Here is a 13688-nt window from a genome sequence, read left to right on the forward strand (position 1 = left end):
TGATTAAAAGCTTGCATTGATACCGAGCATATAGATCGTCGGCTTGGGATAATCAAAAAACGTTTGTCCCTGGGCGAAAGCATTACCGTAAGTCGTTACTTCCGGGTCGTTACCGGAGAACTTGGTTGCCAGGAAAAAGTTCTGAACAGAGCCATAGACCCTTAACCGGCTCAGGCGCAGCTTCTGCACAGTCGCAGGAGAGAAATTATATCCCAGCAAGAGGTTCTTTCCCCGTAAGAACGAGCCGTCTTCAATCCAATGGCTATCCACGTTGGTCACATAGCCGGCCCTTGTATCGCGGATGGCGGCGATCATCGTATTGTTGTTGCCCTTACCCGGATCGTAGGCATCCAGTACAGTGCTGAAGCTATTGGCGATAGAGACACGGTCTTCGCCGGAGTGGTGCGTCTGGTTCAGCACATCATTGCCGTACATGTATTGCAGTTCCACCAGCAGCTCCCAGGTTTTATACCGGAAGGTGTTGAAAAAACCACCCCAGCCTTTCGGGTTGCCATTCCCAATAATCACACGGTCGGCATCGTTGATAGCATAGTCGCCGTTCACGTCGAGGTATTTCAGATCGCCGGGCAAAATGGGCTTGCCACCACGATAGCTGGCATATTTTGCCGCTTCCGCTCTTTCGGCTTCGGTCCACACACCCAGGCGCACAAGTCCCCAGAAAGAACCCACCGGTTCTCCGACCTTGATGATACCTGTATTGGACAGGAAGTTGGGGTTACCGGAGAAAATAGGTGCCGGCGTTGCCAGCGAAAGCACTTTGTTGCGGTTCATCGAAATATTGAATGTACTTGTCCAGGTAAAATCCTTTTTACTGATGTTAACTGTATTCAGGGTTAATTCCAGACCCTTGTTTTCCATGCTGCCGATATTCTTGGTGATGGAGCTAAAACCACTGGAGCGGGGCACCGGGGCCGCCAGCAACATATCGGTTGTTTTCCGGTAATAGATATCTCCTTCCAGCGATACACGGTTATTCCACAAACCCAGTTCCATACCAAAATCGTATTGGGCTGTTTTCTCCCACTTCAAATCCGGATTGGCCAGGCGGTTGGTGCCAACGCCGGTCACCCGCTGGTTGTTAAAAACAGCCGTGTAAGAACCCAACAATGCATCGGAAGAATAAGGCCCGATCTCGGAGTTACCGGTTTGTCCATAGCTGGTGCGCAGCTTCAGGTTGGAGATCAGGCTGTTGTCACGCAGGAAGTCCTCGTCGGACACACGCCAGGCCAGGGCTGCAGAAGGGAAGAAAGCATATTTGTGGTTTGTACCAAATTTAGAGGAACCGTCTGCCCTGCCGGTAACGGTCAGCAGGTATTTGTTACGGAAGGTATAGTTGATGCGCCCAAAATACGAGTTGAAGGCAAAGCCGCTGGCATTGGAACGCCCTGCATTTTGCTGGCTGCCGGCGCCGATGTTGTTATACGAGAAATAATCGGTAGAATAGTTTTGCGAGTTGGCACCGATGCTAAAAAAATCGGTGGCCTGCCACGAAAGTCCCAGAACGCCGTTGAACACATGGTCGTTACCCAGTTTTTTGTTGTAGGTAAAATAGTTTTCCGACGACCAATAGGTTTCGCGGCTGTTGCCCACGTCGGCTGTACCATTCTGGTCGCGGGAAATCTGGTCCAGTGTACGGCCGCTGTATTGGTTGGCTGCACGGGTTACGATGCTCACACCAAGCTGGCTGCGGAATTCCAGGTCACGGGTCAGGCCGATGTTCGTGTACACATTGCCCAGCGAGGTTTGCGTATTGACGAGAAACTTCCGGTCCGTTAGAATGTGAACCGGGTTGGAACCACCCTCCGCACCGGGATACTGGTAGTTTTCAGCCCAGGTGCCATCAGCGTATTTTACCGGCAGGAAGGGAAAGGCCTCTGTAATCATCCGCACGGAATTCAAGCCACCTGTGCCCTGGTCTACAATATTTTCCTCCTGGTTGTTATAGCTTAAGCTGCCACCGAAACGCAGCCAGTCCCTTACCCTTGTGTCCATGGTAAAACGGGCCGAATAACGTTTCAGGTAAGAGTTCAGTAGCAGACCGTTTTCGTTTCGATAACCCAGGAAAACGCCGTAGGTGTTGTCCGCGGTGCCACCCGTAATTCCCAATTGGTGATTCTGTGTCAATTCATTTTGCGTGGACTCTTTTAACCAGTCCGTATTGTACAACGGATTGCCGTTCGCATCAAAAAGCAGTGGCAGTTTTTTGCGCTTCTCCCGCGGGTCAACCACGTTGGCGTAGTTGCCAGCAGCCCAACCTGCCGGATCATAAATCTTGATGTTGTCATAAGCCAGGTTTTCTACCGCCAGGTATTGCTGTGCGTTCAGCATTTTAACCCGGTGCGGACCAATGGTCGGCACGCTGAAATCGGCATCGTAGGTAATTCGCGGCACGCCGGCGGTTCCGCGTTTCGTGGTAATCAAAATCACACCGTTGGCGCCACGGGCTCCATAGATCGCCGTCGCCGATGCATCTTTCAAGATCTCGATCGAGGCAATGTCGTTGGGATTGATATAGTCGATGCTGTTGCTCAATTGGGTTTGGCTGCCGGTGGGCAAATACACACCGTCAATCACGTAAAGTGGGTTGTTCGAAGAGTTGATGGAACTGAAGCCACGGATCCGGATGTTGGTTTGCCCGCCCGGCCGGCCCGAATTGGTATTGACCTGCACACCGGCAACCCTGCCGGCCAGGGCCTCGTTGACGGAAGCCGCGGGACGCTCCTGTAACTGTGCTGTTTTGACCGAACCGACAGAACCGGTCAGATCGGATTTGCGACGGGTGCCATAGCCCACCACAACCACTTCGTTCATAGATTGAGTCGAGGGCTGCAGCGTGGCATTGACCTCGCCGGATGTGCCAATAGACACTTCTTTTTCGGTATAACCGACAGCCGAAAAAATGAGCGACCGGATGTTCTGCGGAACGGAGAGGCTGAAGGAACCATCCGAACCGGTGGTGGTGCCAACCGTGCTGCCTTTTGCCCGCACCGAAACATCCGCGATGCCGGCACCTGTTGCCTGGTCGGTGATTTTACCTGTGACCGTTCGGTTTTGCGCATAGGCAAAATGCGAAAGCAGGAAGAAAACAGCGCATAGGTAGAAGCCATGCCTGAAGGGTGATCTTTGTTTCATATACAAGTGTTGGTTTGGTGAAGAATGTTCAAAACAATGCTAGCCTGTATCCGATTCGTGAAAAACGTTTACAGCTTCCCGCGATACGAGGTCGCGGCAAAAAACAAATGTTTCAAAAGTGTACGTACAAGGGCAAACAGCAGGTTCAGATGCCCGGTTTGCTGTTCCTTAGGCATGGCGGATGGTGATGCGGCCAATGACCGGGATTCAAACTCACAAATGACAAGAAGAAGCGGGGAAATGCTGCCTTACCGGGAAAATTATCAACGGATTTCAAGGCTGCTGCGTGTAAATAGTTTTTCATTTTCGTTTCGTATGGTTAATCGCCCGGCTCTGGTTGACTTCGCCGGACTTAAAGATAAAGCAATCAAGGTCTGTAAAACAACCCTTCGAGGCTGCCTTCGCAATGCTAATACGGCCTGCACACCTTCTTACAGCGTCCGGAGTTTTACATTGCGGAATGCAACTTCGTAGCCATGATCCTGGAAGGCAATTTTCCCGGAAGGGGTAACATCAAAGTCCTTCCAGGTTTTGAATTTGCTGCCGGCGATCATTGCCTTCCATTCCTCACTTCCCTGTTGTACATCGAGCGTTTTTTGGCCGTTAAAATAAAATGTCAGGTGCCCGTTTTTCTGGATGATGCGTACGTCGTTCCACTGTCCCACGGGTTTGGGCTTCGAAAGCGAAGCCGTACCGGTCACATCATAGAGCAGGCCAGCCAGGTGATTTTCTTTTTTATTGTCCTCCGCCTTTTCGTTGTCGAGGATCTGCATTTCAGGCCCTGTCGCCCACGTGTTCGCGAACTTCGGCGCTTCTTTTACGTTGAAGATAATTCCGCTGTTTCCGCCTTCCGAAATCCGCCATTGCAACGAAAGTTCGTAATTTTCATAGTCACTGTTGGTGACAAGATCCTCCATTCCACGGCTGGTTTTTTCCCGGGGATTCATGACGAGTGCCCCATCGACCACCTTCCAGTTTTTGCTAACGGTATCCCTGTTATAGGTATGCCAGCCGCTGGTTGTTTGGCCATCAAAAAGCAAAACCCACCCTTCCTTTTTTTCTTTCGTGGTTAAGACATTTGGCTGCTCACCGGCAAGCTGGCTCCTGCTTGCGGAGCACCCCATAAAGACACCGGCACTTAAAAAAATCAGGTAAAATGACTTGCGCATCATGGTTGTTTTTCACTTGATAAAATCAGAATTTCGTTTAGGGCGCCTTTGCTGATTATCGACGCTGCAGCAATCGCTGCCTTTTTGCCGTCAGCTGCAATCGGACACCCGGCAGGGTCGATTCAGGCCAAAATCACTCCTGCCGATTTCTAAAAGTAACGGTTTTGCATCACCGTGGAATCATTTGTTTTCCCCAATGTGCACAGTTTGTGAATCGCCGGCATTTTTGCCAGCAACCGGTGAATCCTCCTGATAAAGGTCAGATAGTGACACAGCGCTACTCGCATTTGCAGCAGCCCATTCTTTTACTCCGTCGATCAAGATTTGCAAAGGCCGCTACTGCCGAATAAAAAATAACCGACGCAACGCAGTCACCCTTAGACTCTGTTTGCGTTAATTATGGAAATGAGCATCGAATGCGAAACGGCTCAACACCGGTTGGCCATTTATTTCTAACGATTTGCCTGTGTTAGTTTAATGACAACACTGTTCCTGCCAGAGCGCACATCGGGATTGAAACCAACCGTCATCAGGTATTCGCCGGTATATGTCTTGTCCGACAAGATCGATGAAGTCGTTCCGGGATAAAGGTTCACCTCCCGCAAACGGTAGCTCTTTTCCGGCGCCAGTCCTTTCAGACGGATGGGCAGTGTACTGCCTGCCGCAAACCTCCCCGACACCAGGTAATTGAATAAAACACCGTTGGCCTTATCCTTGTCCAGATAAAGAACCGACGCCACACTGTTTTGCCGTGGATCTGTAAGCCTGTACTGGTCGCCCTGCCATATGACAGCCTTGACAGAATCGTATTGCTTTACGGCACCCTGGCAATAGGCCAGTTCCTCGGGCTTTAGCTTGCTGACAACAATATCAAAACCCAGCTTGCCCATCATAGCCACGTCTGTCCGGTACTTGATGGACTGTCTTCCCCAATCGGTCACGTGATTTGAAGACGCAATCGCGGGAAAGAAATACGAATATTCCCACTGGATGAAAATGCGTTCCAGCGGGTCGGTATTGTCACTGGGCCAATACTCCGTAAAGTATTGCAAGGCGGCATAATCCGTGCGGCCACCGCCGCCTGAGCAAAGCATCATTGGAACGGTTGGATACTTGCCACGAATTCTTTCCAGGACTTTGTAAAGCCCCCGAACGTATTCGATATACAAATGGGTTTGGTTTTTTAAATGCGCCGAGTAGGCGTTGTAAATAACCGCATTGCAATCCCATTTGATGTAAGCCAGTGTGGGGTTCTTTTCCAAAAGGCCATCAACTACGCCGAAGACAAAATCCTGCACTTTCGGATTGCTTAAATCCAGCACTAATTGGTTACGGAAATAGTGCTCCTCCCTTCCGGGCTGCCGGATGATCCAGTCCGGATGTTTTTCATATAACTCGCTTTTGGGGTTGACCATTTCGGGCTCTATCCAAATGCCAAATTTCACATCATTGGCTGTTGCTTCTTTAACCAAATAGGAAATTCCATTGGGCAGCTTTTGACGGTTTTCCTCCCAGTCGCCAAGGCCGGCATGGTCATCATTTCGCGGGTACTTGTTGGCAAACCAGCCATCGTCCAACAGGAACAGGTCGACACCAAGCTTTTTCGTATCCTTCAGCAGGGCAGCGAGCTTCTCTTCATTAAAGTTGAAATAGGTCGCTTCCCAGTTGTTGAGGAGGGTGAGGCGGGTGCCTTTGCCGTCAACCAGTCTGTAATTCCGGGCCCAGTCGTGCAGGTTCCGGCTTGCCTTTCCTTTGCCCTGGTGGGAAAGCGTATACAAAAAGGCAGGCGTGGTAAACTCTTCGCCCGACTTCAGGAAATAGGTTGATGCAAAATTATTCATACCGGCCAGCAGGCGGAGGTTATCCTGGTAATCCACTTCCAGATCGATGCGAAAATTACCGGTCCACGAAAGAGAGCCAAACAAAACAGTTCCTTCATCTTCGGTGGCCGGCTTATCGAGCGACACCATAAAAAGCGCTGGCTGAAACAGGTTGGCCCGTGTACCCAGTTTTGAATCGAGTGTTTTGATGCCGTGGGTCAGTAAGGTTTCCTCGGGCTGCATTTCTCTCGCCCAGTCGCCGTGATACTGGCGAAGCCAGTAACTGCCAGCCTTTAGCTGCAGGTTGGCAGAAGCAAATTTGGAAAGTGTCACCTGCCCCTTTTCCTTGTGCCTGATGACACACCACTGTTCAACGATATCTTCTTTCACATAAGTTTTATAGTAAAGTGTTACCCAGAACGGATAGAGACTATCCTTCAAAACAACACTTGTGAGAGAACTGTTGTTATCGACCCGCTCCGTTTTGTGACTGCTGTATCTCAGGTCAAGCGACGTGTTGCCGTCGGCATGAACAACAGCAATGGCCGGTTCGGCCAGGTTGCGGGATCCTGCCGATGTATAGGCAGATGCCAGCACGTTAGAATAATCTGCAGTTTGCCGGTAGGCGCCGGAGATGTTGTTGTATTCTTCCGAATGCGAAAGTTTTTCTCCCAGGTAAAGAATGTTGACATCTTTGGTCGGACTAACTTTCAAGACCAGGGCATTGGTTTTTGTCTCTACCGGGATCAGAATCTCCTGTGCAGAAGCCCTGGCGATAAAACAAACAGACAGCGCAAGGAAAACGATGGTGCGATGATTACAACGAAATAGCAGCATAACCTGTTTCATAACTAGATTCATTTTTACTTCTTTCTTGACGAATGGCGAGTCCCGGAGGTTTGTATAGCAAATGTGCTGAAAGGACAGTTGGGTGTTTGTTGAATTTACGCGATGATTGACTGTGTGAAAATTTACACGGCTCACCCAAAACGATCAGCCCGTGTCAACAGGCTGATTTGCCGTTTGGAAGTGGAACGACGTTGTTTTTGCATAAAGCTCACCCGGACGCAAAACCGCCGATGGAAAACCGGGCTGGTTAGGCGCATCGGGAAAGGCCTGTGTTTCCAGCGCCACAGCACTGTGCTGGTGATACACATTACCATGATAACCGGCCAGGGTGCCATCCCACCAATTTGCCGTATACAGTTGCATGCCCGGCATATTGGTATATACCGTCATCAAACGGCCCGAAAACGGTTCGTATAAAGAAGCCGCTGTGGCAGACGTACGACGGTTATTGTTCAGGACATAGTTGTGATCATATCCCCTTTCTGCTGTCAGTTCTCCAATGTACTGTCCAATCGGTTTCGAAGTTGTAAAATCGAAAGGTGTATCTCTTACCCTTTCAATTACTCCCGACGGTGTGTTGTTTTCATTTTTTACGGTGTAGTAGTCGGCATTTATTTTCAAGTAATGATCAGATATGGATTCCTGTACGAATCCCGACAGGTTAAAATAGCTGTGATTGGACAGGCTCACGATTGTCGGCTTATCTGTACTTGCCCGGTAATCGACAATGAGGCAGTTTTCGTTGGTTAACCGGTACGAGATAAAAACCCGGAGGTTTCCCGGATAGCCCTCTTCCCCGTCCCTGCTAAAATAGGAAAACGTCACCCCGCATTGCTCGTCGCTGTCGATCATGCTCTCTACCTGCCAAACCTTCCTGTTGAAACCGGAAAAGCCACCGTGCAGGTGATTCACACCGTCGTTGAGCGATAACTGCCAGGTTTTTCCATCGAGCGTAAACCTTCCTCCCGCAATGCGATTGGCAAAACGGCCAACCACGCAACCAAAATAGGGATGATCGGCCGCATAGTCGGACAGGTGACGAAAACCGGCCACGATATTTTGTTTATTCCCCTTCCTGTCCGGCGTCAAAATCGAAACGATCGTACAGCCATAGTTCATGATCTCTACTGCAACGTCACCAATGGTGAGTTGAAAGAGAAAAACATCTTCACCCTTCAGCCGACCAAACAATTGTTTTGAGAGCATGATAATCTCTGAATTCGTTTATTGCTTACTGGCAAGCGCCGTTGACTGTACACTCCTGCCCATGCAAGGTAACTGTCTTCGCCGCTTTCTTCAATGGAGTAAAACATGGATTGAATGGATTTTTTTCTCGTTGAAAAAACTGATCCTCGAAAAAAGCCTTGCGGTCAACCGCAGACGACTGTGCCCGGCAAAATATCATGTTATCGATTCCTCCAAAAACGGTTCTGCGTCACTTACAAAAAATGGCCTGAGCGCAGCACCTGACGACTACCTGTTTTGTTTTAGAGATTGGCAGATTCACACCGGTTTTTATTTCTACAAAAACAAAAAACAGTTCTTCCGTTTTGCGAAAGAACTGTTTCAAACTTCCGTTTATATCCATTACGGGTGATCCCAGCCTGGATTTTGCATAAGATTTTTATTCAGGAGCAACTCGGTAAACGGCAACGGTGCATAGTATTTGTAATCCGGATACTCGGGCTTTAAATTCAGCTGGTACAACAACCTGCCCTTCGTTCCTTCCGACAATTTTGCAATGCCGTTGTTGATCTTGAAATAGTACACTCCAGCCACCGGCGATGCAGGATTGTTTGTCACAAACGCCACATCGGGTTTACCATCGCTGTTCAGGTCAAGCAACTGTCCTTCCTGCGGCACATAGATGCCGTCTTTTTCTTTCTCGAGCAGCTTTCCCAGTTTCCAGCGCTTCAGGTCCGTGTACCGGAATCCTTCCATCGCCAGTTCAATGTCTCTTTCCCTGCGAATCTCCATCAACGGAATGGAGGTGACGTCACTGTAAAAATTCGTTTGCATATACGTGTCCAAAGTGGTAGGCATCGCCACATTCGTAATGCCGGCTCTTTTGCGCAGCAAAGCGATTGTTTGGTTCCAGTCATCTTCGGTGAACGTACCCAATTCCGCTTTTGCTTCCGCATAGTTTAACAGCACTTCGGCATACCGGATCACCGGGATGGAATTGTAACTGTTTCCAACCAAGTCCAGTTTGGGATCATCCAGTGAGAATTTCACAACCTGGTAGCCCGATACGGCCGCTGCCGCCAGGTAAGGCGCTGCCAGCGTGCCATCGGAGCGCTTATAGCCCGGTGTGCGGATGGTTTGCGCCAAACGGGCATCCCTACCCAACGTTTCAAACTGGAACTGGATGGTATCGTATCCCGGCACATCGGTGAAGCGGGTACCATCAGCTTTGAGGTAGGTATTCACAAAGCGCTTGACAAGCGAAGGCTGATATTTCCCATAGTTAGAGAAAAAGCCTGTTGCGTTGTGATAGATTTTCTGCCCGTCGTTGTAAACCCTGGCCAGGATTACTTCGTTGGCCAGCGGCGATTGGCTGATAAATAGATTGCGGTAATCTTTCGTGGGTGAGTTGGTGTTGTTGAGCGTATACTGCCCGCCGGTCATCACTTCTTTGGCCGCATTGGCGGCATCGTTCAGCCATGCCGTTGCGGTACCCGCCAGGTTCAATTCGGTGTGATACTTCCGGTAGGTACCTTCATAAAGACAGATCCGCGACTTCAGCGCCAGTGCTGTCCATTTGGAAATAGTGGAAGCCGAACTGCTTTTGACATTGCTGATATTAGCGACTGCAAAATTCAGGTCCGCCAAAACAGAGTCCATCACCAGTGTTCGCGGATCACGGGCACGATACAGATCCGGGTCTGCGGAGGTCAGCACATGGCCGTACCAGGGCACGTCGCCAAACATATTGACCTTGTCATAATAAAACCAGGCCCTGAAAAAACGGGCAATGCCGGCATAGTGGTTTTTGCGTTCAGCCGGAATGTTTGCCTGGTTGTAATGCTCCAGGAAATAATTGATGTTGCGCAGATCGCCCCAGCTCCAACCCTGGGCATCCTTGCTGGTAAAGCCGCCGTGCAGGTAGGTATTCTTCTGGTCCCAAACAGTTTGGTCGCTCAGCACGTTTCCATGAAGGTAATAGCCCTGGATGACGCCGGACTCGCCGTAGACTGCCTGGGCAGAGGGCACCATCTGGTAAAACGAATTCACATAAAGCTGCAGGTCCTGCTCGTTGGAAAATGCCTGCGTGGGAGTCAGTGTGTCGAGCGGGTATTTTTCCAGGTTCTTTTTACAGGAAACCAGGACCAGCAGGAAAACTATGATAGAGAGATTTCGGATCATTGTGTAAGCTTGAAGGTGAGCAAAAATTAAAAGGTCAGGTTGACGCCAACTGTCATGGTTTTCAAATTCGGATAGTTGTTGTTGTTGTAGCGCTGCCCGCTTTCAAAATCCAACGTTTCTACATCGATGCCTTTGGCAATCTTGTAAAGCGGAGACGTGGTCCAGATGTTTTGTGCGGAAACATACACCTGAAGATTGCTGATTCCGGCTTTTGCAATTGCTTTCTTTGGAATTGAATACCCCAACGAAATATTTTTCAACCGCAAATAGCTGACATCCTGCAGGTATTTTGTTTGGGGCTGCAACTCCCTGTCACCATACACCAATGGTGCCCGGTAACGGGGCCAGTAGGAATTTGGATCGCCGCCATTCAGCGACCAGTTGTTTTCCAGGGTGTGCTTGGGAATGATGCTGTACCAAACGTTGTATTGTCCCCAGAATTCAGTCGTATTGAAATACCAGTCACGTTTTCCAACGCCCTGGAAGAAGGCCGTCAGGTTGAAATTGTTCCACTCAAAATCCGTGGTGATGCCATAAGTATATCGTGGCCGAGAATTGCCGATGACCGACCAGTCGCCGTGATCGTCGAGGGTGCGTTTACCCTTGTTGATTTTGCCGTCGCCGTTCAGGTCTTTGAACTTGATGTCGCCGGGCAGTGGTTTGTTGCCCGCGGAAACCTGGATGGCACTTTGATCCGCATGCTTGAGAATGTCGTCCGCCGAGGTAAACAAACCTTCCGTGGTGTAGCCCCAGATGTCGCCGACCCGCTGGCCAACATAATAATTGGTAATGAAGGTGTAGGGCTCGTAGTCAATCAGGTCACCGGGATTGTTGTACTTGGTGATGGTGGAGACGTTATCGGCAAGCGTCAGGCGAACGTTGTAAGAAAGCGGTTTGGGAAGCCGAATCCGGTCGTTCCAGGTGACCGAAACTTCAAAGCCTTTTGTGACCAGGTCGGCATAGTTGCCCCGCGGCACACCGGAACCAAAAACGGCCGGCAGGCTTGGACCCGCAGTGACCATGTTGTAGGTTTTCCGCTGGTACACATCCACACTTCCCCTCAACCGCGATTGGAACAATCCAAAATCAAGGCCGCCGTTCAGCGTTGTGGCTGTCTCCCAGGTAAAATTGTCGGCAAGGGCCGCTGGGTTGCGGATGTACGAAGGGCGGCCGCCGTCGATGAGCACCGGTGACGTGGAGGCCCGCAATTGTTCCAGGTAGAGATAGGGTCCGATCTGGCTGTTGCCCAGCGAACCATAGGAGCCGCGGAGTTTCAGTTCTGTCAGCCAGCTTACATTGTCCTTCAGGAACGACTCTTCAGAGATCCGCCAACCGGCCGACACCGAAGGGAAAAAGCCAAACTGTTGGGTTTCGGGAAACTTGGACGAGCCGTCGTAGCGACCGTTCACCTCCAGCAGGTATTTGTTGTCGAAGCTGTAGTTGAGCCGTGCAAAGGCCCCGTTGTTGGCCCATTCGTAACCGCCGCCCGAGATGGCCATATTTTGTCCCACGGCCAGGTTAAAATCGTTCAGATCCGGGATCAGCAACTGGTCTTTGGAGACGCCCAGCGATTCGTAACGCACCGTTTCATAGTTATCCCCGATCAGGATTTTGAAATAGTTTTTACCGATGGTTTTCGAATAGTCGGCGTACAGGTTATAGGTGAGATACGTATTCTTTGCGAGGGATTTTGCCAAAGAACTAGTCGCTGTACTGCTGATCACACCGGGTTTTACACTGTATGAAAGCGGCGTTACTTTGTCGTCAACGGAACTGTTGGTGATCCAGTGCGACAGATCGCCTTTGATGTTCAGGCTATTCTTAAAAAACGATGCTGCAAAGCCGGCATTGTTTTGCTGAAAGGTTTGCTTGCTGGTCACTAGGTTGCCGCCGGTGAGGGCACCGGCACTGTTGGCAAACGTACTGGTCATCGTTCCGTCTGGGTTGTACATCATCGCCAGCGGTGTACCGTTTCCAAAGACGTTCAGTGCCTGCCAGATGTTGAACCGGAAAGGATTGGTGTAATTAAAGCTCGAAAACGTGGTTCCGGCATTCACTTTCAGCCAGTCGGTCACCTGTACGCCGCCTTTGGCCCGGAAGTCATAGCGATTGTAGTTGTCAGAGCGCAGATTGAAAATACCCTCCTGTTTGTAAATTTTACCCGAAGCCATATAATCAACTTTCTCCGAACCGCCAGACATGCTGATGGCATTTTCAATGGACGCAATCGAGCTTTTGTAGAGGTCATTGTACCAGTCAGAATTCCCATAGTAAACATAGTTGCCATTCACCGGGTTCACCGTAATGTCCGGAAGCTGTCCGGGGTGTTCCGAGCGGTATTTGAGCGAATCGAGGTAAGAGTCGGAAAAAGGCAGGCCACTCGATCCGATGGAGGAAGGTGTTTGCGAATAGTCGTACCAGCCGCCATACGTCTCTTTGTATAATTTGGCCCATGTATAGCCATCGGTCACAACGTCTGGCTTGTTGCTGGGTTTGTTGAAGCTGTAATTACTCGAGAAATTAATTCTCGCTTTGTTTCTCCCCGGGTTTTTGGTTGTAATGAGGATGACCCCAAACGCACCACGGGAACCGTAAATGGACGCGGAGGCTGCGTCTTTCAATACGGTAATGCTGGCCACGTCTTCAGGGTTCACGTTTCGCGGATCGCCTGAAACCCCATCGATCAGGATCAGGGCTTCACCACCAGCCCCGATTGACGTAAGTCCCCGTACGTTCCAGGCCGGCGCAGACGTTGGCCGTCCGCTGGTGTAATTGATGTTGAGGTTTGGAATAACCCCTTCCAATGCCCGGCTGATGTCGGTAACAGGGCGGTTTTCAAAATATTTACTGGTGATCTGATCAACAGCCCCGGTCAGGTTGGCTTTTTTTTGCGTGCCGTATCCCACCACGACGACTTCATTCATCGCCTTAACATCTTTCTCCAATTGAACATTGAGGACGGTGCTGCCTGCAACGGCAACCTCCCGGGGCAGATAGCCGACAAAAGAAAAGATCAGGGTATCGCTCCCGGATGGCGCATTGATCTCAAAATGCCCGTTGACATCGGAAATCGCACCGGCGCTGCCGTGCTTCAGCACAACATTCACACCGCTGAGCGCTGCTCCATTTGGGTCTTTGACGCTTCCGCTGATCCTGCGCTGGGCATAACCCTGAACAGAAAGAAAAAGAAATAGCACGAAAACACTTCTGGTCAGAAGTGCCTTTAGTCGCACCAAGTAAAGAGGGGTCCTTTTTGGAATACCCGGCAAGCAAAATTTTCTCATGACGATTTGTTTAGTGGTCTTTATTTAGCAGAACGTTTAACACCAAC

At 50.1% G+C, this 13688-nt stretch carries 6 protein-coding genes; all 6 read right to left on the reverse strand.

Translation table 11 applies throughout. From position 1 onward, the window contains the following. Positions 1-3: 3 nt before the first annotated feature. Positions 4-3153, reverse strand: coding sequence for a SusC/RagA family TonB-linked outer membrane protein (locus tag D6024_RS23350; protein WP_121357230.1), 3150 nt, complete (start codon positions 3151-3153; stop codon positions 4-6). Positions 3154-3584: 431 nt separating this feature from the next. After that, entirely contained in the window at positions 3585-4322 is a 738-nt protein-coding gene (locus D6024_RS23360) for a 3-keto-disaccharide hydrolase (RefSeq protein ID WP_240410132.1), read from the reverse strand. A gap of 452 nt (positions 4323-4774) precedes the next feature. Then, positions 4775-6991 carry an alpha-galactosidase gene (locus tag D6024_RS23365; protein ID WP_240410133.1) on the reverse strand — a complete coding sequence of 739 codons (2217 nt, stop codon included), beginning with the start codon at positions 6989-6991 and terminating at the stop codon, positions 4775-4777. A 144-nt stretch (positions 6992-7135) separates the two neighbouring features. Beyond that, positions 7136-8197: an aldose epimerase family protein gene (locus tag D6024_RS23370; RefSeq protein ID WP_121357233.1), complete on the reverse strand. Its 1062-nt coding sequence runs from the start codon at positions 8195-8197 to the stop codon at positions 7136-7138. A 381-nt stretch (positions 8198-8578) separates the two neighbouring features. Further along, complete coding sequence (locus D6024_RS23380) at positions 8579-10357, reverse strand: RagB/SusD family nutrient uptake outer membrane protein (RefSeq protein ID WP_121357235.1); 1779 nt, start codon at positions 10355-10357, stop codon at positions 8579-8581. A 26-nt stretch (positions 10358-10383) separates the two neighbouring features. Next, positions 10384-13554 (reverse strand): SusC/RagA family TonB-linked outer membrane protein, encoded by a 3171-nt coding sequence (locus D6024_RS23385; protein ID WP_162944972.1) that lies wholly within the window; start codon positions 13552-13554, stop codon positions 10384-10386. Positions 13555-13688 lie beyond the last annotated feature (134 nt).

The sequence above is a fragment of the Flavisolibacter nicotianae genome (assembly GCF_003628535.1).
Taxonomy (GTDB): domain Bacteria; phylum Bacteroidota; class Bacteroidia; order Chitinophagales; family Chitinophagaceae; genus Flavisolibacter; species Flavisolibacter nicotianae.